Source organism: Shewanella sp. S23-S33 (assembly GCF_043359565.1).
Taxonomy (GTDB): domain Bacteria; phylum Pseudomonadota; class Gammaproteobacteria; order Enterobacterales; family Shewanellaceae; genus Shewanella; species Shewanella oncorhynchi.
On the sequence record NZ_JBHFFD010000009.1, the window covers coordinates 1 to 24,629 of the forward strand.

Annotated in this window: 22 protein-coding genes and 1 pseudogene; 6 read left to right on the top strand and 17 right to left on the bottom strand. The window is 46.2% G+C overall.

Going from position 1 to position 24,629, the window contains the following annotated elements:
* From ACHA99_RS01585 to ACHA99_RS01610, 6 genes and pseudogenes are all read right to left on the bottom strand, one after another.
* Positions 1-368 (bottom strand): annotated as a pseudogene (locus tag ACHA99_RS01585) (putrescine ABC transporter permease PotH); the annotation flags it as partial.
* The gene (gene potA / locus ACHA99_RS01590) at positions 365-1,501 is read right to left on the bottom strand and encodes a polyamine ABC transporter ATP-binding protein (RefSeq protein WP_028760881.1); all 1,137 of its coding nucleotides are present in this window, start codon (positions 1,499-1,501) and stop codon (positions 365-367) included. The gene potA and the pseudogene ACHA99_RS01585, both read right to left, overlap by 4 nt.
* 177 nt (positions 1,502-1,678) lie before the next feature.
* A complete protein-coding gene (locus ACHA99_RS01595; RefSeq protein WP_393940655.1) occupies positions 1,679-2,779 on the bottom strand; it encodes a polyamine ABC transporter substrate-binding protein in 1,101 nt (366 codons plus the stop codon).
* A gap of 599 nt (positions 2,780-3,378) precedes the next feature.
* Positions 3,379-4,734 (bottom strand): glutamine synthetase family protein, encoded by a 1,356-nt coding sequence (locus tag ACHA99_RS01600; RefSeq protein WP_105249908.1) that lies wholly within the window; start codon positions 4,732-4,734, stop codon positions 3,379-3,381.
* Positions 4,735-4,736: 2 nt separating this feature from the next.
* Positions 4,737-5,498: a gamma-glutamyl-gamma-aminobutyrate hydrolase family protein gene (locus tag ACHA99_RS01605; RefSeq protein ID WP_105249909.1), complete on the bottom strand. Its 762-nt coding sequence runs from the start codon at positions 5,496-5,498 to the stop codon at positions 4,737-4,739.
* A 699-nt stretch (positions 5,499-6,197) separates the two neighbouring features.
* Complete coding sequence (locus ACHA99_RS01610; RefSeq protein WP_028760885.1) at positions 6,198-6,746, bottom strand: cupin domain-containing protein; 549 nt, start codon at positions 6,744-6,746, stop codon at positions 6,198-6,200.
* 236 nt (positions 6,747-6,982) lie between these two features.
* Here ACHA99_RS01610 and ACHA99_RS01615 point away from each other — a divergent pair, with 236 nt between their 5' ends.
* A complete protein-coding gene (locus ACHA99_RS01615) occupies positions 6,983-8,290 on the top strand; it encodes an NAD(P)/FAD-dependent oxidoreductase (protein WP_393940658.1) in 1,308 nt (435 codons plus the stop codon).
* On the opposite strand, the gene ACHA99_RS01620 is transcribed toward ACHA99_RS01615, so the two are convergent.
* From ACHA99_RS01620 to ACHA99_RS01645, 6 genes are all read right to left on the bottom strand, one after another.
* The gene (locus tag ACHA99_RS01620; protein WP_028760887.1) at positions 8,274-8,780 is read right to left on the bottom strand and encodes a DUF2937 family protein; all 507 of its coding nucleotides are present in this window, start codon (positions 8,778-8,780) and stop codon (positions 8,274-8,276) included. The genes ACHA99_RS01615 and ACHA99_RS01620 overlap by 17 nt on opposite strands.
* Before the next feature lie 105 nt (positions 8,781-8,885).
* Positions 8,886-9,746 carry a sulfurtransferase gene (locus tag ACHA99_RS01625; RefSeq protein WP_212599954.1) on the bottom strand — a complete coding sequence of 287 codons (861 nt, stop codon included), beginning with the start codon at positions 9,744-9,746 and terminating at the stop codon, positions 8,886-8,888.
* 230 nt (positions 9,747-9,976) lie between these two features.
* Positions 9,977-10,390 (bottom strand): septal ring lytic transglycosylase RlpA family protein, encoded by a 414-nt coding sequence (locus ACHA99_RS01630; protein ID WP_028760889.1) that lies wholly within the window; start codon positions 10,388-10,390, stop codon positions 9,977-9,979.
* A 261-nt stretch (positions 10,391-10,651) separates the two neighbouring features.
* Entirely contained in the window at positions 10,652-11,047 is a 396-nt protein-coding gene (locus ACHA99_RS01635) for a hypothetical protein (RefSeq protein ID WP_393940661.1), read from the bottom strand.
* 106 nt (positions 11,048-11,153) lie between these two features.
* Positions 11,154-11,561 carry a hypothetical protein gene (locus tag ACHA99_RS01640; RefSeq protein WP_306682875.1) on the bottom strand — a complete coding sequence of 136 codons (408 nt, stop codon included), beginning with the start codon at positions 11,559-11,561 and terminating at the stop codon, positions 11,154-11,156.
* A gap of 436 nt (positions 11,562-11,997) precedes the next feature.
* Positions 11,998-13,494 carry an aldehyde dehydrogenase gene (locus tag ACHA99_RS01645; RefSeq protein ID WP_393940664.1) on the bottom strand — a complete coding sequence of 499 codons (1,497 nt, stop codon included), beginning with the start codon at positions 13,492-13,494 and terminating at the stop codon, positions 11,998-12,000.
* Positions 13,495-13,774: 280 nt separating this feature from the next.
* On the opposite strand from ACHA99_RS01645, the gene ACHA99_RS01650 reads away from it, so the two are divergent.
* From ACHA99_RS01650 to ACHA99_RS01670, 5 genes are all read left to right on the top strand, one after another.
* Positions 13,775-15,112: an aspartate aminotransferase family protein gene (locus ACHA99_RS01650; protein WP_393940666.1), complete on the top strand. Its 1,338-nt coding sequence runs from the start codon at positions 13,775-13,777 to the stop codon at positions 15,110-15,112.
* A gap of 69 nt (positions 15,113-15,181) precedes the next feature.
* Positions 15,182-16,672, top strand: a complete 1,491-nt coding sequence (locus ACHA99_RS01655; RefSeq protein ID WP_393940668.1) for a CoA-acylating methylmalonate-semialdehyde dehydrogenase — start codon at positions 15,182-15,184, stop codon at positions 16,670-16,672.
* 30 nt (positions 16,673-16,702) lie between these two features.
* Complete coding sequence (locus ACHA99_RS01660; RefSeq protein WP_393940670.1) at positions 16,703-17,068, top strand: cupin domain-containing protein; 366 nt, start codon at positions 16,703-16,705, stop codon at positions 17,066-17,068.
* Between the two features lie 14 nt (positions 17,069-17,082).
* Positions 17,083-17,214, top strand: coding sequence for a hypothetical protein (locus ACHA99_RS01665; protein ID WP_393940672.1), 132 nt, complete (start codon positions 17,083-17,085; stop codon positions 17,212-17,214).
* Between the two features lie 36 nt (positions 17,215-17,250).
* Positions 17,251-17,973, top strand: a complete 723-nt coding sequence (locus ACHA99_RS01670; RefSeq protein ID WP_006080670.1) for a TorF family putative porin — start codon at positions 17,251-17,253, stop codon at positions 17,971-17,973.
* 101 nt (positions 17,974-18,074) lie between these two features.
* Here the strand turns inward: ACHA99_RS01670 and nagP are convergent, their stop codons facing one another.
* The 5 genes from nagP to nagK form a co-directional block, all read right to left on the bottom strand.
* Positions 18,075-19,373, bottom strand: a complete 1,299-nt coding sequence (gene nagP / locus ACHA99_RS01675; protein ID WP_393940716.1) for an N-acetylglucosamine MFS transporter NagP — start codon at positions 19,371-19,373, stop codon at positions 18,075-18,077.
* A 328-nt stretch (positions 19,374-19,701) separates the two neighbouring features.
* Positions 19,702-20,856: a transmembrane glucosamine N-acetyltransferase NagX gene (gene nagX / locus ACHA99_RS01680; RefSeq protein ID WP_393940675.1), complete on the bottom strand. Its 1,155-nt coding sequence runs from the start codon at positions 20,854-20,856 to the stop codon at positions 19,702-19,704.
* 485 nt (positions 20,857-21,341) lie between these two features.
* Positions 21,342-22,511 (bottom strand): N-acetylglucosamine-6-phosphate deacetylase, encoded by a 1,170-nt coding sequence (nagA, locus tag ACHA99_RS01685; RefSeq protein WP_393940677.1) that lies wholly within the window; start codon positions 22,509-22,511, stop codon positions 21,342-21,344.
* A 155-nt stretch (positions 22,512-22,666) separates the two neighbouring features.
* Positions 22,667-23,665: a glucosamine-6-phosphate deaminase NagB-II gene (nagB-II, locus tag ACHA99_RS01690; protein WP_220592270.1), complete on the bottom strand. Its 999-nt coding sequence runs from the start codon at positions 23,663-23,665 to the stop codon at positions 22,667-22,669.
* 17 nt (positions 23,666-23,682) lie between these two features.
* A complete protein-coding gene (nagK, locus tag ACHA99_RS01695) occupies positions 23,683-24,618 on the bottom strand; it encodes an N-acetylglucosamine kinase (protein WP_393940680.1) in 936 nt (311 codons plus the stop codon).
* Positions 24,619-24,629: the final 11 nt, after the last annotated feature.

A 24,629-nucleotide genomic window follows, 5' to 3' on the forward strand; every position in this document is an offset into this window, starting at 1 on the left:
ACTAACAGCAGCAGCACGGTTTGCAACCGCGCAGGGGCACGGGCAATGGCATAGGCCATTGGGTAGCCAATAATCAAGCAGCCCAAGGTCGAAATTAACGCCATTTTCAATGAGCTGAGATAAGCCATGTAATACAGCGAATCATCAAGCAACATCAAATAGTTACCCAAATGCAGGAAGATATTTAATACATCGTCAGCATATTGGAATGTTGCTTCATAGGGCGGGATAGCAATCGCCGCCGTCGAAAAACTCAGTTTAAGGACAATCGCAAACGGTAAGGCAAAAAACAGCAGCAGCCAAGCGTAGGGAATACCTATGGTCCAGAAGCGGCCCTTAAGCCACTTTAATTTAATGGGTTTCTTCATGATCTCAACACCACGCCACTGGTGTCCTCCCAACTAATGAACACTTCGTCATCCCATGTGGCATGATCGGCGCGGCGTTCACGGTTAGTCATACTGCACTGTACGATTTGACCATTCTCTAAACGAATGTAATAGACTGAAATACCGCCTAAATAAGCGATATCATGCACGATTCCTTTCGCCCAGTTGTACTGACCTTCAGGCTGTTCACGGCTAATAATGGTCTTTTCGGGACGCACTGCTAGCCAAACATTCTTATCTTCAACGTTAGTCGTGACGCCATAACCGACATAGAAAGGTTGGGCCAAATCATTGGACTTGATGATCAGATGGTCGACCTCATCCACTTCAATCGCGCCACCAAACAAATTCACAGTACCGATAAACTCGGCAATCATGCGGCTGTTCGGGCTTTCGTAAATATCCATTGGCGAGCCAGTTTGAGCTATCCAGCCATCACTCATGATCGAAATTCGACCAGCCATTGTCATGGCTTCTTCCTGATCGTGGGTCACCATCACGCAGGTCACGCCGACACGCTCAAGGATTTCAACCACTTCTAGCTGCATTTGGGTACGCAGTTTTTTATCTAATGCGCCCATAGGCTCATCGAGCAGTAATAATTTAGGTCGTTTCGCCAATGAACGGGCAAGTGCAACACGCTGGCGCTGACCACCAGATAACTGATGCGGTTTACGCTTACCGTATTGCTCCATATGCACGAGTTTCAGCATATCTTGCACACGCTGTTCAATTTCGGCTTTAGGCAGCTTGTCTTGCTTCAAACCAAATGCAATGTTTTGTGCCACTGTCATGTGGGGAAACAAAGCATAGGATTGAAACATCATATTGATTGGACGTTCGTATGGCGGTAAATCGGTGATATCTTCCCCATCAAGGAAAATACGGCCAGAGGTGGGCTTTTCAAAACCCGCCAACATGCGCAGTAGTGTTGACTTACCCGAACCTGACCCGCCAAGTAAGGCAAAAATTTCGCCTTTATTGATAGTTAATGACACATCGTCGACAGCCCGCACGTCATCGAATAATTTGCTTACCCGCTCAATCTTGAGCAGTACTTTTTCTTGCGTCTTTGTTGTCGGTTTATTGGTGACGCTCGAGGTGATTGCCATAGTACTTCTCCACCCGAAAATGAGGCGTAGATACGCTCAAACTCTAGGTTCAACACGATTAATGAATGAAAAGTGGTTAAACAAACTGTGTCAAATCCTATACGTGGATTAACTATGCATAGGATTGGACATAGAAGTTTGCCAAGCTGGGGGCAAGCTAGGCTTGCCCCCTATCGACTATTGTCCTGACTTCACTTTGGTCCAAACACGAGTTAATACGCGCTGAATTTTCAAAGGACGAATTTCACCGATATAAAGTTTGTCTAACACTTCTTGTGGTGGATAGATCGCAGGATCGGTACGGATAGCCTCATCAACCAGAGGTTGAGCGGGATCGTTCGGGTTAGCATAGGCCACATAGTTAGAGATAGGCGCTATGACTTCTGGAAGTAGAAAATAGTTAATCAGCGTGAGTGCATTATCAACGTTCGTTGAATCAGCTGGGATAGCTAACATATCGAACCACAGATTGGCACCTTCTTTTGGAATGGAGTAGCCAATCTTATTGCCATTTTTTGCTTCTTCAGCACGGGCCTTCGCCTGGAATACGTCACCGGAGAAACCGTAAGCGACACAGATGTCACCGTTCGCTAAGTCAGAAATATAACGTGAAGAATGGAAATACGTCACATAAGGACGAATTTTTTCCAGTAACTCACCCGCTTTTTCATAATCTTCAGCCTTAGTGCTGTTAGGATCTAAGCCTAAATAAATCATCGCCTGTGGCACCATGTCGTCGGCAGAGTCCAACATAGCAAAGCCACACTTAGAAATTTTTTCAGCGTATTTAGGATTGAAGATCAGTTCCATTGAGTTAAATGGCGCATCTTCCCCCACAGCGGCTTTCACTTTATCTATGTTGTAACCAATGCCATTAGTTCCCCATAAGTAAGGCACGGCATATTGGTTACCCGGATCGGCTTTTTCAAGCAACTTCATCAGGGCTGGATTTAAATTTTTAAAGTTAGGTAACTTAGCGCGGTCTAAAGGTTTGAAAGCACCCGCTTTGATTTGCTTAGCGAGAAAGTGGTTAGAAGGTACAACGATATCGTAGCCACTACGACCAGACAGTAATTTAGCCTCAAGCACTTCGTTACTATCAAATACATCGTAAATTACCCTAATGCTCGTTTCTTTCTTGAAGTTTTCTAAGGTATCTTCCGCGATATAATCTGACCAGTTATACACGCGAACCACTTCTTCCGCTTGGGCCACTGCGCTCGCAAATACGCTCGCAGTCACCAGCGCTAATGTGGTCATCTTATTAAATAGCTTCATGCTTTCTCCTTTCTCGGGTAGCAGAACTGCTTAAGCAAATTCTGACATTGTGTCACCGGGCTGCCCGGATATTGTTGTTATTTTCGACCAATGCTACACCTTAAAAACCGCATCGGCAGTCTCTACGGCATGATAACCATGCCTACTTTATATCTTGCTGCAATTTGTTAAGTATCAGGTTTCGTGCCAAATTTTCGAGGCATCGGCATTGCATTAACACTCAAAAAAACAGACTAAATATGACACTGCTTGTACATTTTGCAACATTAAGGCAAATGCCTCAAGTCCCTAAGCAATCGCAAAAAAACACTTAGATAAACACATTTTAAATATGACTAACAATTAGTTAGTAACGCTAGTAAGCGAACAACCTAAAATTGTTAAACCTATTTTATTTCCCTAGCAGACAAGCGATGGAATTGAATATTCACTTTAACGGACAAACCATTAAAAACCATCATATTATTTAACAAGCGAGTTGCACCAGTTAAGTGCAACCTCACTAAAACAGTGCACGCATCAGTATCGTTATGGCCAACGTTAACCCCTTATTCCTTGGGTTAACGCGGCAACACGGTCAGTGCAATCAATCCAAAACATTACACAGTGAGTAATAGGAATTCACGTTCCCATGAGCTGACAACACGGCGGAAGTTTTCAAGTTCAGCCTGTTTTACCGCAACAAATCCAGTGGTGAAGGATTCGCCTAAATATTGCTTACAGGCATCACTTTCTTCCATCGCCGCTAATGCTTCCTCTAATGTCAGCGGTAAACAATGGGTATTATTGCTACGGCTTTCATTGGCTTTACCTTGCACAGGAGTCGAAGGTTTTAGCGACTCAACCATGCCGATATAGCCACACAACAAGCTCGCGGCAATCGCCAAATAACAGTTAGCATCGGCGCCGGGAATGCGGTTTTCAATGCGACGGTTTTGTGGTGAAGATTCTGGAATGCGTAAACCACAGGTACGGTTTTCATCGCCCCATTCTAAGTTTACAGGTGCCGAAGTGCCGGGGAGGAAACGACGAAACGAGTTCGCATTTGGCGCCATCAGTGGCAGCAACTCAGGAATGAATTTTTGTAGGCCTGCAATATATCCCAAGAATAGCTTGCTCTTAGTACCATCTTCATTGGTGAAAATATTCTTGCCCGTCTCTTTATTGATCACGCTTTGATGAATATGCATCGCACTGCCAGGCTCATCCGTCACGGGTTTTGCCATAAAAGTGGCGCAAACATCGTGCTTCAGCGCGGCTTCCCGTAAAGTGCGCTTAAAGATAAACACTTGATCAGCTAAAGATAATGCGTTGCCATGACTGAAGTTAATCTCCATCTGTGCGGGACCATCTTCATGGATTAAAGTATCGATATCTAAACCTTGAAGCTCACACCAATCGTACATGTCTTCAAACATAGGATCGTATTCGTTGGCAGCATCAATAGAGAATGACTGGCGACCCGCTTCGGGGCGACCTGAACGACCAATTGGAGGCTTTAAGGGTAAATCGTGGTCGTCACTACGACGAGTCAAATAGAACTCCATTTCGGGAGCGATAACAGGTTCCCAGCCCTGTTCGTCATAGAGAGACAAGACTTTTTTCAACACGTTACGTGGTGACAGCTCAATCGGATTACCCATTCTGTCGTAGCAATCGTGGATAACCTGTGCCGTGGCTTCGATGGTCCAAGGCAACATAAAGACGGCATTTTCATCGGGTACACAAACAAAATCGATGTCGGCGGGATCGAGCAAACTGTAGTAAATCTCTTCGTCGACAAAATCACCGGTCACAGTTTGCAACAACACACTTTCGGGCAAACGCATGCCTTTTTCATCGAGAAACTTATCGACTGGAGCAATCTTGCCGCGGGCGATGCCAGTCATGTCACTGATAACACATTCGACTTCTGTGATTTTTCGTTCTTTTAAAAAAGCGATTAGCTTATTCATTATTATTTCACTCGAGTTGTAGCCCTACGTCGGCATGCATCACCGAAGGCATTGAAAATGGAGAGGTAAAACGGATTCTCGCTCACCTTCCACTCTGGATGCCATTGCACACCGAGGGCAAATTCTTTAGTACCAATTACGGAGAAAGCCTCCACTAACCCATCTGGAGCATAAGCTTCTGGCCGCAACCCAACACCCAGGCGCTCCACGCCTTGAGTATGTACAGAGTTAATCTCTGCAGAGTTACGGCCCCAGGCCTCGTAAATAAGCCCCCCGGGCTCAACAGTAATACTGTGAGAAGCCCCATACTGCACATCTAAGGATGCGGTTTTATCTTCTCGATGTTCAATAAAGCCACCCACCTCATGGAGCTTCTGATGCAAACTGCCACCAAAAGCCACATTCATTTCTTGAAAACCGCGACAAATACCTAATACAGGTACCCCAGCAGCAATAGCAGCGTGGATCAGCGGCAAAGTTGTCGCGTCACGTTTAGGATCATGGTGTGTACCAAGCTCACTCGGCTGGCCTGCATAAAGATGGGGTTCTACATTAGAAGGAGAGCCAGTAAACAAAATACCATCAAGACGCTCTAAAATAGCGTCTATCGGTAAATCGCCACCTAAAGATGGGATCACTAACGGCCAGCCTTTAGCGCCATTAACTACGCCTAAAAGGTATTTTTCACCAACAATATTAAAGGGGTGTGATCCCAATTGTTGATTGCATGCAATAACACCTATGAGGGGTAAATCGGCTGACATATCTCACCTTTAGAATAGATTTTACTAGCATAACGAACACTTTGCCTTTAAATGTTCATTTTTTCACACAGTACACCGAAATTTAGCACTAGGCAAGAGGTTAAACACTTGTTAAAGGTTATTTAATCCACTTATTCTTAATAAGCATAGATAACATGTAGTTAAATGTATATTTACCCCATTTCTCGCTAATTCATGTATATAAACCAGCGGTTACACCAGCATAAAGCTCACTTTTTACAGGGTAAATTAAACCGTATTCGAACCAAATTTGAACCAATATTATTTACACAAAGAAGAGGATATATAACCAATATGACAGGGTTAGAAAGTAGGTAATACCAATCGTATTAAATATCTGTTCATTCAGCGGGAGTTCAACGCGCTTTAGACAAGGCGAAGGCTTGAAGGCATAGTGGTGCTCTGTCGAAAGCCTTAAACGCAGTATAAAGTGCGTTGAAACCCGCCCTTCGGGAGCCTCACAGGCATCCCACTCCCGTGTTGCATTGACTTAAAAGGGAATGACCATTTCTGCGTCAATGCGCCTTGGATTGAAATGCCTGTGAGGCTCTGAACTGATTAGATATTTAATGTGATTGGTATAAATCCGCAGTAATGTTGAATAACAGTATTACGCCACTCACTTTTAGTGAGTAAGTGGCCTAATATGTTGAATAATAGGGTAAGTTAATGACTTAATTAGAAGTTTGCAGGTGTAGTCGCACTCACTAGGCGACAAGGTTCATCGAAGGGATTGCGGAATCTATGGGGCAATTCACTGTTAAAATAATAACTGTCACCCGCTTCCAAAATATACACTTCATCCCCAACAGTGAGTTCGAATTTACCTTCTATCACCATAGCGGCCTCTTCACCTTCGTGCTTTAGCATCTCTTCACCCGTATCTGAACCGGGTGGATAAATCTCATTCATCACTGACATTGCGCGGTTCGGGTAATCACGACCGATCAGTTTAAATTCAAGTGGTCCAGTACCGATATTCAGTAATTCATTGGATCGATAGACGACCTTTTGCTCACTATCCGTTGAGGCTTCAATGGAGAAAAAGTCCACTAAAGACATCGGGATACCCGACAGCACTTTTTTTAAAGAGCTGACTGACGGGCTAACACTGTTTTTCTCGATCATTGAAATCGTACTGTTAGTCACACCAGCACGTTTGGCTAATTCTCGTTGAGATAAGCCTTTCATTTTTCGAACAGTTTTGAGGCTGGCTCCAATATCCAAATTTCACATCCCCCTAAAGGCTCGGGTCAATCCCGATAGATGACGAACAGGTTGTTCAGGATAAACACCATCCAGAACGCATTTTCGCCCAAAAAGCGCGTGTTTTACTGCTTTCATTGTATTCTACATAAAAAGCGTGTTAAATAAAACGAACACTTTTTTGCGTCATGTTAAAAGTGTGATGAGTATACTGAGACAAGTCCAATTTACAATAAAAACAATTTTTGGGAGCCATAATGGCAAGCAAACCTCCAGTGCACAGCGAACAGTATCCACACTCTTATTATGTTGATACTGCTAAAGAAATTTACGCGCACCCACAACTCGAAGGCAATATCAGTGCCGATGTCTGCATAGTGGGCGGCGGCTTTAGCGGTATCAATACCGCCATAGAACTCGCACAGCGCGGTATGAGTGTCGTGCTGTTAGAAGCGAGGCGAATTGGCTGGGGCGCATCGGGGCGTAATGGCGGCGAACTCATTCGCGGCATAGGCCATGACCCTGCACAATTTCAAAGTGAAATCGGCACTGAAGGTGTTCAAGCAATTCAACAGATGGGCTTTGAAGCCGTCGAGATAGTGCGAAATCGCATACAAGAACACAGTATCGACTGCGATCTGCAAATGGGTTACTGTGACTTAGCGGTTAAACCTCGTCACATGGATGAGCTTGAAGAAGAATTTAGCGCACTCAAAGCCATAGGTTATCAGCAAGAAATCAAGCTGTTAACTAAGCCACAATTAAGTGAAGTCATAGGCTCAGATTTTTATCAAGGTGCGCTGGTAGATATGGGCAGCGGCCATTTACACCCGCTGAATCTTGCTCTGGGTGAAGCTCGCGTCGCCCGTAATCTCGACGCTAGGTTGTTTGAGTACAGCGCTGCTGAAAAAATCATTCAAGGCGCCAAACCTAAGGTCATTACCGCTAAGGGCGAAGTCACATGCCAATACTTAGTGCTGGCGGGCAATGCCTATATCGGCCACAAACTTAATAGCTTTGTAGGGGGGAAAGTATTACCTGCAGGCAGTTATTTATTGGCAACAGAGCCCTTAACTGAGGCCCAATGCGCGAGTATTATCCCGCAAAACATGGCCTTCGCGGATATGCGAATTGCCCTAGATTACTTTCACTTATCGGCAGATCGTCGTTTGCTATTTGGCGGCCTTTGTACCTATTCGGGTAAAGATCCGAAAGACATTGAAGCGGCACTAAGACCGAATCTTGAGAAAGTTTTCCCGCAATTAAAAGGGGTACGTATCGATTATGAATGGGGCGGCATGATAGGTATCGGTGCTAACCGTATGCCACAAATTGGTCGCCTTCCTGATGCAAATAATATTTTTTACGCCCAAGCCTATGCGGGACACGGCGTGAATGCCACTCACATGGCGGCAAAACTGCTTGCCGAGGCCATTTGCCAACAGGCGGGACATTTCGATGTATTTGCTAAAATCAAACACATCACCTTCCCCGGCGGCCCGACGTTCCGCTCACCTATGCTCGCTGCAGGCATGCTATATCACAGATTTAAGGACTTGTTTTAAGTCGCTTGTTACGCCTTGCCCACAGGATAAAAGGGATAGACCCAAGATAATGCACGACTAAAGCCACCAAGACGCCAAAGCCAATACCACTAGAAGTTAAAGGTATCCCTGGCTTAAAGTTACTGATGGTTTTCTCAAGATAATCAAAGCGAACAGGGTTAAACATATAGGCAGTTTTCTCAAACAAATTGCCCGTATTAAAAATCGCCACGCCCTGTGTTAACGCTTTATAAAGCGCCAGTGTCTGTACCTTTTGCTCAGCGTCGGCACGCACACTTGGCTCCTCATTTTGCTGGTGGCGGGCAATCATGGCATCAACATCGGCGTAATGATATTCCTTAGCCGTTGCCTCGTAACCTTCTACCTGCCATCGAGTCGATTCATAAAGGCCTGATAAAAATTGCTGATAATGATCAGCCAGTTGTGGTAACTGTAAGGCAATCACTAAAATAAATCCAAATACCAATTTATCGATCAATCTCGCTATCAAAGGTTTCTCCTTGGCATTTCGCCAAACGACGTAAAAGTCACATGATGTTCAACAAAAACCACGGCTAACTTAATTAATCTACAGCACTAATTTCAATGGTGATACTCAATTAACACTTATCGGCAGATCGTTACGGCTGCCCCAATCCGCCCATGAACCGTCATAGAGGATAGGATGTGTATGCCCCGCGGCGACCGAAGCTAAGATCAAAATACACGCCGTAATCCCAGAACCACAGCTGAATATCCTTGCGGATTTATCCGCTGCTAGCCCTTGATAAATAGACTGTAGCTCACTGACCGTTTTGATTTTATTACCATCGAGCACTTGAGCGAAGGGTAAATTAACCGAGCAAGGAATATGTCCTGAGCGCACACCTGGGCGCAGCTCACTCACTTGCCCTAAAAAGCGTGGCGCACCACGGGCATCGACAATCGCCGTTCCGGCATCTTCAATTCGTGATAACACGGCCTCGGCATCCATCACAAGCTCGGGGTGGTATTGCAGCACATCCGCCAAAGTATCGATATCCGTCGGGCCATAATCGACGCCTTCGGCTTGATAACGCGATGAGGTAATGCGGTCTTCTTCAATCCATTGAGGCAAGCCACCATCGAGTACATAGACTCGATTAAAGCCCATGACTTTAAAGGTCCACCACGCCCGTGGGGCTGAATAAATGCCTTGGTTATCATAGATAACGATAACACTGTCGGCTTCAATCCCAAGTTGCGCTATCCCTTGGCTGAATTGCTCAAACGTCGGCAAGGCATGGATTTGAGTTGAAGTTTTATCGCAAAACACATTTTCCAAGTCGAATCGACGTGAGCGCGGAATGCAAATAGGCTCATCGTAAACCAGAGGTTCTTTACCAATAACGGTTTCCATACTGGCATCGAGCAAGACTAAATGGGGATCGGTGAGGTGTGCTTCGAGCCACTGCGTACTAACAAGTGGGTATTCCATAGCGGGTCCTTTTACTGTTATCCAAATCTGCCGATAGTCTCTCACCAAATGCCGTAAAGCCCAAATATCAGCTTAACAAATTGTCTGCTTTGGTATTTCTTTAAAAACGTCGACTCGATTTTATGCGCTCAATCATTAGTGCATTCAATCATTAGATTGCGTCGAAGCCGCGTTTTGAAGAGAGTGCTTTCAAACTGCTCATTTTCAAGTTGCCGCTTTCGAAATAGCCGCTATTTAATGACTTCAATTTTCACATCAATCAAACCAGAGGAAGTGTTGCCTATGCTGCTGAACGCCGATTTAGACAAATCAATAATGCGGCCACGCACGAAAGGCCCTCTATCATTGATTTTTACAATCACACTTTTGCCGTTATCGACATTGGTGACCTTAACGTTCGAGCCAAAGGGTAACTTTTTATGCGCTGCTGTCTTTAATTTATGCTGGTAAAGCTCACTACTGGCCGTCTTCCTATTTTGATGTTTATCCCCATAAAAGGAAGCCTGACCCGATTCAGTGAATCCCATCCAGTTACCATTCTCACCCGTCTGCATTGAAGAACAGCCAGCCAAAAAGCTTAGCAATGCCAGCACAGCTAGTTTCACGAAATTGAACTGCCTAATTGGGTTTTGAAGTGCATTCACATGACACCCTCTCTAATGAGTGAACGCTTTGCTGACGAGCGATTGGCTCAGCAAAAATCACAGGGAAATAACGAACAACCTTAGATGGCAAAGCTCAAGACCTGCATCCTAAAAGATCAAAATAAGAAACAATAAATTTCCACGAGGCTACAGCAGTTGCACGCTAAAATCACGTATTTACAGGTGAATGCTCTTACGTTGAGATAAAATATGCAGTCATAACGAGGCTTTGTTTCCTAATTTAGATCGGTAAACAAAGCCCTAACAAGTTAACACTTCATGGATAATCTCAAATTTGGGTTCTTTACCACTTGGCCATGTAGGTTTCTTTATGGGGTTTTCAAAGGTGGTCAGCCAAATATCAAGATCACTGGAACCAGACAAACAACCCATAAACGCAAAATACATTCCACTATTTATCATGTGACGGGCAAACTGAATAGCATCTTCAAGAGTGCCCTCTTCCCAGTTATGTGTGAACGTTTCATCATCCCATACCCATTTAATGGGGACTCCACTTTCATCACAAGCGAAGAACCTTACATTTCGATAACCTTTACTTGCTGTTTTTAGAGAATTTATAAAACTTTCTCTGGTGTTATCGAATCTTTTTTTAAACTCTTCAATATCTAGATCTTTGCTAATAAAGTTCTTCATACTTGCCCTAGAGGTAAATACTACCAACGGTATGACATAACCACACACAAAAAATTCTATCCAATGAGCCCAGTGACTGATGTCGTTTAGCTCTGTTAGAAGCTAATTATGCCAAAGATTGGTATTCATTGCTGCCATTATGAAACAACCTAATTTCGATACTTTTTATTTCTTTTTTAGAGGAAATCAATTGCTCCACCAACCAAATATAACCGATTTCATATAGCTTTTTTTGTAGGGAGAACAAATCATCTTCTGGCATATTGTCTATATCAACATTCAATAATTGATACCAATTAAAGGCTTTAAATTCTGAAACATCCTCAAACTCACATACTGCGGTTAAAAGCCATGCGCCATTCATCATAGAGGCTATATCGACAAAAAAATCGCAATATGCCTCACCTTGATTTTTACAAAAAGTCGCATATTCCCTAACAAGTTCCATAAAATCGGATTTGTAACTATCTAGAGCTTTACTGACGATTGCCCCAAACTCTTCTACATTGTGCATACTTGCCTTCTTATTCAATGCTCTAAGCACCCTATAATATCACAAATAACTTACAACACTTTTCACTCTATGACTAAATTCATTAATGGTAATGTTTGAAAGCCACAAATTTATAAGCGATAACTTACGATATTTATGACGCAGATAAGAATGGAAGTAAATTTAGATATTAATGGGAGTGTTTAAAGTCAATATTCTATCGGGTATAAATGAGCAACAACATTACGAATCAAGACGGTAACATTTTATTCACGGTAACAGATGCAGATTTTACAAGTGAAATATGGCTTAGAAAAATGGGGACGCCTTGAGCTACAAAAAATAAAAAACCTCTTTCCATGTAATATGAAAAGAGGTTTTAGTATTGGGCGAAAGCGGCTCCTTCTCTTATATAGACAAATATAGACAAAAAAGAGCGGTTATAAAAATAGTCCGCTTATAACACGATCCAGGTCGCTTTCAGTTCTGTGTATTTGTCGAAGGAGTGCAGAGATTTATCTCGGCCATTACCTGATTGTTTATAGCCACCAAATGGCGCTGTCATGTCGCCGCCATCGTAATGGTTGATCCACACCATGCCAGAGCGAAGGGCTTTGGCTGTTTTATGGGCCTTGCTAATATCCGAAGTCCACACGCCAGCAGCTAAGCCGTAGATGGTATCGTTGGCTATCGATATCGCCTCTTCCATGCCATTAAATTCAATGACAGATAACACAGGACCGAAGATCTCTTCGCTGGCAATTTTCATCTGATTGTTTACGTTAGAAAATACCGTTGGCTGCACATACACACCACCCGTGTCGGCCATAACTTGGCAGCCACCGTGGACTAAGGTTGCACCTTCGTCTTTACCCGCTTTGATATAACTGAGTACTGTGTCTAACTGTTGTTTATCAACAACGGCGCCGCTCACAGTGGCGGGATCGAGTGGATGCCCTGGATGCCATGAGGCTAGCTCCTCTGCGATAAGCGCGATAAGCTCATCTTTAACCTCGGACTCCACCAGCAAACGCGAACCTGCGGTGCAAACTTCACCTTGGTTAAAAGCAATGGCTTCGGCAGCAGCAACAGCAGCGGCTTTGAGATCTGGCGCGTCATTAAAGACGATATTAGGGCTCTTGCCTCCCGCCTCTAGCCACACGCGTTTCATGTTCGACTCACCAGCGTAAATCATTAATTGCTTGGCAATTTTGGTGGAACCTGTGAAAACCAGCGTATCCACATCCATATGCAACGCTAAGGCTTTACCCACAGTATGACCAAATCCTGGCAACACGTTGAGTACGCCTTTTGGGATCCCAGCTTCAATAGCCAGTTGCGCCATACGGATAGCCGTTAAGGGTGACTTTTCAGAGGGTTTTAATACTACACTATTACCCGTGGCCAGCGCGGGCCCGAGCTTCCAACACGCCATCAGCATGGGGAAGTTCCACGGAACAATCGCGGCCACAACCCCCACAGGCTCACGGGTGATCATGCCAATTTCATTGTGAGCCGTTGGCGCGAGTTCATCGTAAATTTTATCAATAGCTTCGCCAGACCAGCGAATCGCACGGGCAGCCCCCCCCATATCCACCGCTTTGGAGAAACGAATTGGTTTACCCATGTCGAGGGTTTCTAACAGCGCGAGTTCATTGGCATTTTCTTCCAGTAACTCGGCGAAACGTATCATCACTTGTTTGCGCTTTACCGGAGACTGCTGCGACCAAACACCAGACTCGAATACGCTGCGGCCATTAGCAACCGCAAGATTAGCATCTGCAAGATCGCAACTCGCCACTTTTACCAACAAGCGGCCATCGATAGGACTAATACAATCAAAGGTGTTACCCGAAACGGCATCTTGGTATTCGCCATTGATAAACGCCTTACCATTAATAGACAGGCTGGCAGCCAGACTTTCCCATTCGCTGCGGCTCTTCGGTGTGCTCATGATGACCTCTTAATCATTCGTATAGGTGTGGTTTATCGTTCATAGACAAGAAAATAGTGGCCCGTGACGACTTTAGCGCAAATGGTAAACATCATCACAGTCATAATCCGAGCTTCAGGTTACGCTGTTTAAGCAATAAAATTCAATATTTTTTACAAAAATAGCTTTTTTGCCACAAATAACTGCACACGGCTCTTCCATGTTCATTATTTCTAACATAGCATAGCAAATATTAGCCACCCTAAAACAAGACCTGAAAATACAGGACAAGGTAGACACTATGGCCGATTTGCCGCTCAATTCCTCAAGCGCACCCTCACTTGAACATTTCTGGATGCCTTTTACCGCTAACCGCCAATTCAAAGCCAGTCCGCGGTTACTCGCCAAGGCCGAAGGCATGTATTACACGGATATTGATGGTAATAAAGTGTTAGATGCCACCGCAGGTTTATGGTGTTGTAACGCAGGCCATGGTCGCAAGGAAATCAGCGAAGCAGTCAGCAAACAAATTAAAGAGATGGACTACGCGCCCTCCTTCCAAATGGGTCATCCTATCGCCTTTGAACTTGCCGAGCGGTTAGTCGAGCTCAGTCCTGAGGGATTGAACAAAGTCTTCTTTACTAACTCAGGTTCTGAGTCCGTCGATACTGCGCTTAAGATGGCACTTTGCTATCACAGAGCCAATGGTCAAGCCTCACGCACCCGCTTTATCGGGCGCGAAATGGGTTACCACGGTGTCGGCTTTGGCGGCATCTCTGTGGGTGGATTAAGCAATAACCGCAAAGCATTTAGCGGCCAATTATTGCAAGGCGTCGATCACTTACCTCATACCTTAGATATCCAAAATGCGGCATTTACCCGTGGACTCTCGCACTTTGGCGCAGAAAAAGCCGAAGTATTAGAACAGCTAGTGACCCTACATGGCGCCGAGAATATTGCCGCCGTAATCGTTGAACCTATGTCAGGTTCTGCTGGGGTGATATTGCCGCCACAAGGTTACTTAAAACGTCTGCGTGAAATCACTAAAAAGCACGGCATCCTACTGATTTTTGACGAAGTCATTACCGCTTTTGGCCGCGTTGGCGCCGCTTTTGCGAGTCAACGTTGGGGCGTTATCCCAGATATAATCACCACGGCTAAAGCCATCAATAACGGCGCCATTCCTATGGGCGCTGTGTTCGTGCAAGATTTTATCCACGACACTTGCATGCAAGGCCCCAATGAACTGATTGAGTTCTTCCACGGCTACACCTATTCCGGTCATCCAGTGGCTGCGGCTGCGGCGCTTGCCACCCTATCAATTTATGAAAATGAGCAATTATTCGAACGCAGTTTTGAGCTTGAACGCTACTTTGAAGACGCAGTACACAGCCTCAAAGGGTTACCGAATGTGATTGATATCCGCAACACAGGCTTAGTGGCGGGGATTCAATTCTCCCCTAACGCTCAAGGCGCGGGTAAACGGGGTTACGGCGTGTTTGAACACTGCTTCCGCCACGGCACTTTAGTACGAGCCACGGGCGACATCATTGCCATGTCACCGCCACTGATTGTCGATAAACGCGAGATTGACCAAATGGTTAATAGCCTAAGCGATGCCATTAACGCCGTTGGATAATAGCACCAGCGGTTCGTTCTACTCTCACATTTAACACCCCACTGCGGCGGGGAACTTCAAAGGTTAACTATGCTCAAGATCACTCATTTTGTTAATGGTCAGCACACCCCTGCCAGTACCAGAACCCAAGATATTTTTGAACCCGCCACGGGTGAACTACGTGGCCAAGTCTCACTGGCAAGCGAAACCGAAGTCGGCGAAGCCATCGCAATCGCAAAAAATGCCTTTGAAACCTGGTCGCAAGTCACGCCGCTCAACCGTGCTCGAGTGCTTTTTAAATTCAAAGCCTTAGTTGAGCAGAACCTAGATGAAATGGCGCAGCTTATCACCCGCGAGCACGGCAAAGTGATAGACGATGCTAAGGGCGAGTTGATCCGAGGTCTCGAAGTGGTCGAATTTGCCTGTGGTATTCCGCACTTGCTTAAAGGTGAACACACCCAGCAAGTGGGTGGCGGCGTCGATTCTTGGTCAGTTAATCAAGCTTTAGGTGTTGTCGCAGGCATAGCGCCCTTTAACTTCCCCGTGATGGTTCCCATGTGGATGTTCCCAATCGCGATTGCCTGCGGTAACACCTTTATTATGAAACCCTCGGAAAAAGACCCAAGCTCGGTGATGCGGATTGCCGAGCTGCTTAAAGAAGCGGGTCTTCCCGATGGCGTGTTTAACGTGATTAACGGCGACAAAGAAGCCGTCGATACCTTACTCACCCATAAAGATGTGCAAGCGGTGAGCTTTGTAGGCTCAACTCCGATTGCCGAATACATCTACAGCACAGCCTCTAAACATGGCAAACGCGTGCAAGCCTTAGGCGGCGCGAAAAACCATATGTTACTCATGCCAGATGCAGATTTAGATCAAGCCGTTAGCGCCTTAATGGGTGCCGCTTACGGCAGTGCTGGTGAGCGTTGTATGGCAATTTCAGTCGTACTCGCGGTAGGCGATGTGGGCGACGCGTTAGTGGAAAAACTGCTACCGCAAATCCAAACCTTAAAAGTCGGCAACGGCCTGACGCCAGAGATGGAAATGGGTCCGCTGATCTCAAAACAACACCTTGCCAAGGTCACCCAATATGTTGAAGCCGGTGTGCAAGAAGGCGCAGCGCTGCTGGTCGATGGCCGTAAACTGAGTGTTGAAGAAAATCTACAGGGTTATTTCCTCGGCGCCTGTCTATTCGACCATGTCACGCCTGAAATGAGCATCTACCGCGAAGAAATCTTTGGGCCAGTGCTGGCGATTGTGCGCGTGAAAGATTACCCAACGGCGCTTGAGCTGATTAACCGACACGAATTTGGTAATGGCACGGCGATTTTCACCCAAAGTGGTGAAGCGGCAAGGCATTTCTGTCACCACGTACAAGTCGGTATGGTTGGAGTGAACGTGCCGATCCCGGTGCCGATGGCGTTCCACAGTTTTGGCGGTTGGAAGCGTTCACTCTTTGGGCCGCTGCATATGCATGGCCCCGATGGCGTGCGTTTTTATACCAAGCGTAAGGCAATTACTGCCCGCTGGCCGGTGGGTAAACAGACTCAAGCCGAGTTTGTGATGCCAACGATGAAATAGCCGAATGTCAGCTCAACAAGGAAATCGCAAATGACTGTGAGTATCAACGCCATTATTCGCTTTGCTACGGCGCAAACACCCGTCGAAACCTATCAGTTACCGATGGAAAAGTTGTTAGCAGGCAATCCAACTCAAGGGCTAGAGAATCATTATTCTAGTCCTTGTGATCAATTTCACAGTGGAATTTGGCAAAGTGAATCAGGCGCTTGGAAAATAAACTACACTGAATACGAGTACTGCGAAATCCTCGAAGGGATAAGTGTTATCACTGATCTTCAAGGTCAATCGCAGACGTTCACTGTGGGTGACAGGTTTATTATACCCGCGGGTTTTCAAGGCACTTGGGAAGTCGTGGAACCCTGCCGCAAGGTTTACGTCATTTTCGAACAAAAGTGAGATCAACGAGGCTGATGTTAGCCTCAAACAAGCTAAGTTATCTTAGCAATACTCGCCATGAGGTCACAGCAACGGGTTTTCCTAGGCTGTTGTTTGGCAAACCAACGGATGCACTGGCACGATTGAATAACCATGGCCGCCAGTAACACGTCCGAGTCAACAAAGAAAATGGGAGAAATACCGTGTATAACAATCTGAATAAAAAACGGCTGGTACAGCTTGTCGGACTCGCGCTAACCACGACCCTATTCTCCGGCATGGCCGCCGCCGAAGTAACAGGGGAAATTAGTCTCACTAACGACTATCGTTTTCGCGGCGTATCACAAACCGCTGGCGATCCTGCCCTGCAAGGCGGTATCGATTGGAGCTTCGACTCGGGTTTCTCTGTCGGCGCTTGGGCAAGTAACGTGGACTTTGATGAGCCAGGCTATAACGGCCCTGCCATCGAATACGATTTCTATGTCGCCTATGGCGGTGAGATCAACGAAGATCTGACCTACGACATTACCCTTAACCGTTATAACTACTCTGGCGAGAGTGACATAGGCTACTTTGAAGTCACGGCTGGTATGGATTTTAAAGGCTTTCGCGCCGCTTACTGGTACACCAATGACTATGGCGGCACTGATTTAGACTATCACTACGCTGAGCTTAACTATTCCTATGAATTTGTTGAGAACTGGAGCCTCGATCTGCACTACGGCTATAACGTGGGTGATGCATTAGATGACGGTGAAGGTTTTGATAGCTACTCAGATTACTCTGTTGGCGTATCGACTGAACTATCAGGTTTTGGGCTTTCTCTCGCTTGGTTAGGCACAGATCTTAGCGGCGATCAAAAGGTCTCTGATGGTGTATTTAAAAACTCAGATACCGTACTTGCTAGCGTAAGTTACGCGTTCTAATTTGGCCTTAGTATAAAGTTCACAAGAACCGCTTAGATAAACTAAGACACAAAAAGCCCTCATCATCGAGGGCTTCTTTTTAGCGACTCAAGCTTACTTGTCTACCAACTACGCATCTTATGACCTTTCACCGCGTAGAACAGGATGAACAGATAACAGGGCAACATCACAATATAACCGCCCTGCATGCCCATATCTGTCGCTGAGCTCATTAAGCCCCAAGACACTGGACCAAAGGCGCCACCCGCAATCCCCATGATGAGTAATGCTGAACCTGTACTGGTCAATTTCCCCATACCAGACAAGGCTAGCGGCCACACCGCAGGCCAAACGATTGCATTAGCTAAACCAAGAAAGGCAATCATCAACAAAGTATCGGGCAGCGCAACACCGCCAAAAGGCACTAACAAAACATTAGCAATAGCGTAGGAATTATTGTCGCCAAACAAAATACCGCATGTCAGTAACAAACCCAGAATGGCCGACACCATCAAGGCCTTAGGTTGGGAGATAAAACGCGGGATTAACAGGATACCTAAAGAATAACCCAGCACCATACACACCATGGTATAGGAGGTCATCACCCCGTAATGTTCAACCCCGAGTGATAACGCAAAAGTGCCGATAGTGTCACCGGCGATCACTTCCACCGCTACATACACAAACAGCGCCAGCACGCCAAAGGCTAAGTTAGGGTGAGACAGTGCCGCTTTAAGTTGGCCTTTATCGGTATTTTCAGCCACTTCATCTTCATTGGATAATTCTGGTAATGGGGATTTTTTTACCGCTAGCGCTAAAATTCCGATAAAAATCGCCATGCCTAAATAAGGGAATACTAGGCCGTCGGCCATTTCTTCAATTTGAATTTGAGTCAGCTCAGTACCAATACGGTCTTTAAAACTGTCTAAAATCAGTGCAGAGAACACCAAAGGCGCAATCACACCCGCACCTTTATTCAAAATACCCATCACACTCACACGGGCAGCGGCGGATTCTTCAGGGCCTAAACGCACCACATAAGGGTTAACCGCAGTTTGTAATAGAGTTTGGCCCGCGCCCATCACTAATTGAGCGAAAAGGAATAAGGCAAATATTTGGGTTTCCGCGGCGGGGATAAACAGTAAACCCGCCAGCATCATTACGCCCATGCCAATCGCCATACCATTCTTATAACCGACTTTGCGAATAAGCCAAGCGGATGGCAAGGCAGTAAAGGTCACTGCGATATAAAAAGAAAACAGGATCAACGACGCTTGAAAGGGATTGAGTTGCAATATTTGTTTCAAATACGGCATCAATGAACCATTCAACCAAGTGGCGAATCCGAGGATGAAAAAGAGAGCGGCCACTATGGCCATGGGGAGAAAGCTGCTTTTTTGCTGGCTTTTATCGAGTGTCATTTCCATAAACCTGCTTCTTATAGTAATTAATTATTGAGGTGATAACGGGGTTTACATTAATGCCTAAGTTCCCGAATATCCGTATTGCGACTCGTCCGCAATGGCTAATGTTATCATCCAAACGCACCATTGTTTCAGTGATGTTAAAACAAATAACACAAAAAGACAACGCTGTCATTTAATAAATTCTCGCGAATATTCCCTCGTAATCCTCGATTGGCTAACTGATAAGTTATAAGTAAGTGATGACTCACATCCAGAAAATAATGTAAAAAAAGCCGCAGACACTGAGTGTGTGCGGCTTATCTCAAGCGATTAAGCGAACTGACTAAATCCTGACAAAAATATTGCGGCGATACATCCAATATAAAACCAGCCACTGCACAGCAATCAAGCTGACAACCGCTGCTAACGTTTGAGCGCTTTCAGGCAAGGCCAGCACTAAGCCGCCAAACACGCTTTGGGCGATATATTTCCAATCCACTAAGCTCGACGCTAAGTAAATAATGATGGCGTTGGTGCCTATCACCACGAAGAAAAATGCGGATTTTTGCCACTTAAGCACATCGACTAAGGCATAGAATACCGCCAGCAGTAACATGCTCCAGCCCGACGTCACCAGCACAAATGAACTGGTCCACAGCTCTTTATTGACCGGAATGACAAGATCTAACAGCCAACCTAAGGCTAAGCAAACGCCACCCGCAGCGGCGAGCAACCCCACTTTGGCCCACTCGCCTTTAGGATGGGATTTAACAATAAAGTGGCCGACAAATACCCCTGCTAACGCATTGACGATGGCGGGAATAGTCGACAGTAAACCCTCTGGATCGGGCGTGCGTCCCTGATAGCTCACGCCGGGTAATAAAATCGAATCGACATAGGCATTGATGGATTCCGTTGGCGAGAGCACGCCTGCCTGTCCACCGGGGAAAGGCAACCAAAGTTGGATTGCGCCATAACCGAGCAAAATACCCAAGGCGACGATAATTTGAGTTCGTAGACTCGTGTGCCACACCAATAATGCGGCAAAGAACCATGCAAAGGCGATTCGACCTAACACACTGGCATAGCGAATTTTTTCAGGATCGGCAGGCGCGCCCGTACCCCAACCGTGATTATATAAAATGCCCAGTAGCAGCAATAAAAAGAGTCGTTTAATCCCATGCCGATACACAGGTAATCGATCCTTCATCGGTAATTTATCTAAACGTTTGGGAGATAAACCTAAGGCCACACCAGAGAGGAAAATAAACAGCGGAAAAATCAAATCGTAGAAGTGAAAACCATGCCATTGGCTATGGTGCATTTGTTCATCGCCCCATTGCCAACCTGCCCAGCCCGTTAAAATAAGCAAGCCCCCAAACAGGGCCTCACCGCCCAAAATCCAAAACATATCGAAGCCGCGCAGTGCATCCAGAGACATCAACCTAGGTTTATTCACCTTTGCTGGCATAATTGCGTTTGTCTGTGTAGTCCCCATGCCATCATCCTTTATTATTGTTATTAAAAGCTTTTATAAAAGTTGAGCAAAACTAATACTGTACAAAACTAATACTGTTTAAAATGAGTGCTGTACAATAAAAAAACTTAGCCCCTGTCATCAAAATACGACAAGGGCTATACCCAAGCGACCTGAAGATACGAGTTTCAGAGCGCCTAGGGTGCTTCAATTCAAGGCGCATCAATGACAGAATGTCGGCCACCTTTTGAATTGATGCAACACGGAAGTGGAGCGCCCTAGGCACTCCGTCTCGGCGGGTTTTAACGCACTTTATACTGCGTTGGTTATTTTTAACTTAGTCCACTAGGTCTGCAAATAACCGCAATCGCCATGGATGGCGTGAATGCCATTTATGCAGGAGCAATAAATGGCATTGCCTAAAGTGCGTTAAATTCCCGCTGAATCCTGCATTTTCAGGTAGTTTGGGTATATATGTTAAAAATCACCTAAACTGCAAAAGCGATTTAAGGGTGTGCCCCTATTGCCTGGCCCGCATAAATCGGCCCTGAATAGACTGCCCGTCCCGCAATGTAGTTTGCCTGCACTTTGTTCTGCGCATCGAGCAAAACAAAATCAGCCCTATGTCCCAGTGCTAAACGGCCAGCCTTATGCTCAATCCCGAGGAACTGTGCGGGATATAACGCCGCCATTCTCAAGGCTTCCGCCAAAGGTAAACCTAATAAGTTCACTGTATTATTGACCGCAGTCGCCATATCGAGCACACAGCCCGCCAGCTCACCTGTCACAGCATTTAATCTATCGCCGACTCTCAGTACTTGAGTACCAAAGAGCTCGAAGCTAGTCTCATCGTCCATACCAACTGGCGGCATAGCATCTGTGACTAACATCATTTTGCCCCTAGGTTTTGCCCGTAGTGCGACCTTTGCCGCCGCGGGATGCACATGGTGACCATCGACAATCAAACCACACCAAGCGGTTTCACTCTCAATCGCCGCGCCAACCATGCCTGGCTCGCGGGAACCTAGAGGAGACATCGCATTATAAAGATGAGTAAAGCCCGTCGCGCCTGCCGCTAATGCCGCAACCACAGTATCGTAGTCGGCATTAGAATGACCCAAACACACCTTAACGCCCGAGGCGACAAGCGTGCGGATCACCTCTGGTGACACATTCTCAGGCGCAAGCGTGACCACTTTAATCCCCAGATCTTGACGACAAAATACGGCGAGTTCAGCCTCTGTGATTTCGCGAATAAAGCCCTGTGGATGCACACCTTTTTTAGGTACAGATAAATGTGGCCCTTCAAAATGCACCCCTAAAACGCCAGCGCTACCTTTGACTAAAGCCTCAGCCACGGCATCGGCCGCATTGGCCATCACGCTGACATCATCGGTGATAAGTGTGGGTAAAAATCCTGTCGTGCCAAAACGCGCATGGGCACGGCCGATAGTCTCAATACAATCAACACTCGGATTGGCATTGAATAACGCCCCACCGCCGCCGTTCACTTGTACATCGATAAAACCTGGCACCAACGTTCCGACTTGGCGGATTTCCTTCGCGCCAACAACCGTATCAAACGCCAGAATGTGCCCGTCTTCAACAGTAACAGGCACATCTTGATGGAAATATTCACCATCAAAAATACGCTCGGCGATCAAGGTGATTTTCATCGCAAACCTCTTTCAATAAATAACACGAGTGACTTAAGTCTTAAATTAAGTTCACTGCGAGGGCTTAGCTGAACAGGTTTAATCGTGCAGCTAAAAGTCCGCTAAATCTAATCCGCAGCACCTATTTAAACGTTGGCCGCTTAAAGCTCGGTAACTTAGAGCGTTTGCGTCACTTTTTTAAGGCCAGCAGGTTGATCGGGATCGATACCGCGAGCAATCGCAACCGCAGCCACATCGATATAGAAACGTTGTAATAACGCTAACGGCGCCACACGTGGGTGAATGTCAGTAGAGGTTTGATTCAGATGCACTAAATCGGCGCCGCGTTGGCTCACGTTTTCAATTTGTTCAATATGGCTAGCGTAGGATTCATCGCCAATACACACATCGACGATAGTGAGTTTTTTCTCAACTAAAGTGACAGGGCCGTGGAGGAACTCTGCACTACTGAACGCTTCGGCATGGATTGAACACACTTCTTTTAGCTTAAGCGCGATTTCCTTAGATACCGCATAACCTAAACCACGGCCGAGTACGACTAAGTTCTTCACGTCGGCAACGGATTCTGGTGTGAGTTGTGGCTCAGCGTCCACCGCCGTTTGCAGCGCTTGGGGTAAAGACGCTACGGCGCTAGCGAGCGATTCGCTTTGAGTCCAAGCGGCGGCGAGTTGTAAAATCGCCGACAGCGTTGCGAGATAACTCTTAGTCGCGGCAACCGCTTTTTCTTCGCCGGCACGTAAAGGTACAACAACATCGACGATATCTTTAATCGGTGCGGTTTCATCATTCACTAAGGCAACACAGAAAGCGCCGGCATTTTTTGCCATACGCGCCTGCGCCAAAATATCAGGGCTACGGCCAGATTGCGAAATCACAATCACTAATGCGCCTTCGAGTTTCAAGGTCTTACCATACACACTCGCCACTGAAGGGGCGGCGGCAAACGTCGGTACGCCCGCTTCGATTTCAAATAAGTACTTAGCGAACACACCCGCATGATCCGATGAGCCGCGACCTACTATCATCACAAAACGAGGGGCGAAGGCGCGCAGTTTCTCACCTAACTGCTGCATGATGTCAGCGTTAGCTTCTAATTGACCCGCAATTTTTTGCGGTGCAGTGCGTGCTTCTTGTTCCATAATAGTGTTTGTCATGTCTTTTACCTTCACGTTCAAATACAAGATTTGGCTTCAGTGCCTATGTGCACTGACAACGACTTATTAAATTCTTGCTGGGCGAAATACATAGCACCGAATTCAGGTGGTGCTAAGGTTTCTGAAATTTTGGCGACCACATCGGTACCGAGCCAAGCTTGTAAAGGCTCAGCAAGGCCACCGATCATAGAAAAACGCACCGGATTAAGGCTAAATAGCTTACGCGCCATGTCGCTAATATAATCTGCGCCTTCTTGCACTATGGCCGTCGCGACCGCGTCACCTTCATTGGCGCAATCGAGTACGCTTCTGGCTAATGCGGCATAGCAACTTGATGATTTACCGGCTAGATTTTCGACAATACCGAGCGCATCAGTGACCTTAAAGTAGCTCAGCAGCATGTCAGTTAATCGGGTTGGTACGGCAAAGCCATCGAGTGCTAACAACACGTGTTCGGCGGCTTTTAATCCAAGCCAAGCACCGCTGCCCTTATCGCCCAATGCAAAACCATAACCACCAATACTCAAGCTGGTATCACCAACATGGGCATAACCGCAAGAGCCAGTACCCGTGATGATCACCGCGCCATCGGCACCGCGGTGGGCACCAATACAAGCCGTATGCAGATCTGTGGTGACATACATGGCCGCAAAAGGATGCTGCCAGTTGATAACATCTTGATATAACCTAGGGACATTTACGCCAGCAAGACCAAGACCCGCCACCAGCAAGTGACTATCGCTCTCGTTCATGCCCGCATCTAGCAACGCCAGGCGAGTCGATGCTTCAATGGATTCAAATGTTTGTGTGAGACCATGCAGTGGATTTGCGCGTCCAGCAACACCTGTCCCTAAAACGGTACCGTCTGCGCAGTAGATGGTGGCTCGGCATTTACTACCGCCTCCATCTACACCTATAAACAGTGGTTGATCTTTTGTCTGGACTAACCCCATGACACCCCTCT

Bases quoted from the DNA above. Each gene is read 5' to 3' on its own strand.
- potA (WP_028760881.1), bottom strand. From the start codon at position 1,501: ATGGCAATCACCTCGAGCGTCACCAATAAACCGACAACAAAGACGCAA.
- ACHA99_RS01595 (WP_393940655.1), bottom strand. From the start codon at position 2,779: ATGAAGCTATTTAATAAGATGACCACATTAGCGCTGGTGACTGCGAGC.
- ACHA99_RS01600 (WP_105249908.1), bottom strand. From the start codon at position 4,734: ATGAATAAGCTAATCGCTTTTTTAAAAGAACGAAAAATCACAGAAGTC.
- ACHA99_RS01605 (WP_105249909.1), bottom strand. From the start codon at position 5,498: ATGTCAGCCGATTTACCCCTCATAGGTGTTATTGCATGCAATCAACAA.
- ACHA99_RS01615 (WP_393940658.1), top strand. From the start codon at position 6,983: ATGGCAAGCAAACCTCCAGTGCACAGCGAACAGTATCCACACTCTTAT.
- ACHA99_RS01625 (WP_212599954.1), bottom strand. From the start codon at position 9,746: ATGGAATACCCACTTGTTAGTACGCAGTGGCTCGAAGCACACCTCACC.
- ACHA99_RS01635 (WP_393940661.1), bottom strand. From the start codon at position 11,047: ATGAAGAACTTTATTAGCAAAGATCTAGATATTGAAGAGTTTAAAAAA.
- ACHA99_RS01640 (WP_306682875.1), bottom strand. From the start codon at position 11,561: ATGCACAATGTAGAAGAGTTTGGGGCAATCGTCAGTAAAGCTCTAGAT.
- ACHA99_RS01645 (WP_393940664.1), bottom strand. From the start codon at position 13,494: ATGAGCACACCGAAGAGCCGCAGCGAATGGGAAAGTCTGGCTGCCAGC.
- ACHA99_RS01650 (WP_393940666.1), top strand. From the start codon at position 13,775: ATGGCCGATTTGCCGCTCAATTCCTCAAGCGCACCCTCACTTGAACAT.
- ACHA99_RS01655 (WP_393940668.1), top strand. From the start codon at position 15,182: ATGCTCAAGATCACTCATTTTGTTAATGGTCAGCACACCCCTGCCAGT.
- ACHA99_RS01660 (WP_393940670.1), top strand. From the start codon at position 16,703: ATGACTGTGAGTATCAACGCCATTATTCGCTTTGCTACGGCGCAAACA.
- ACHA99_RS01665 (WP_393940672.1), top strand. From the start codon at position 17,083: ATGTTAGCCTCAAACAAGCTAAGTTATCTTAGCAATACTCGCCATGAG.
- nagP (WP_393940716.1), bottom strand. From the start codon at position 19,373: ATGACACTCGATAAAAGCCAGCAAAAAAGCAGCTTTCTCCCCATGGCC.
- nagX (WP_393940675.1), bottom strand. From the start codon at position 20,856: ATGGGGACTACACAGACAAACGCAATTATGCCAGCAAAGGTGAATAAA.
- nagA (WP_393940677.1), bottom strand. From the start codon at position 22,511: ATGAAAATCACCTTGATCGCCGAGCGTATTTTTGATGGTGAATATTTC.
- nagB-II (WP_220592270.1), bottom strand. From the start codon at position 23,665: ATGACAAACACTATTATGGAACAAGAAGCACGCACTGCACCGCAAAAA.
- nagK (WP_393940680.1), bottom strand. From the start codon at position 24,618: ATGGGGTTAGTCCAGACAAAAGATCAACCACTGTTTATAGGTGTAGAT.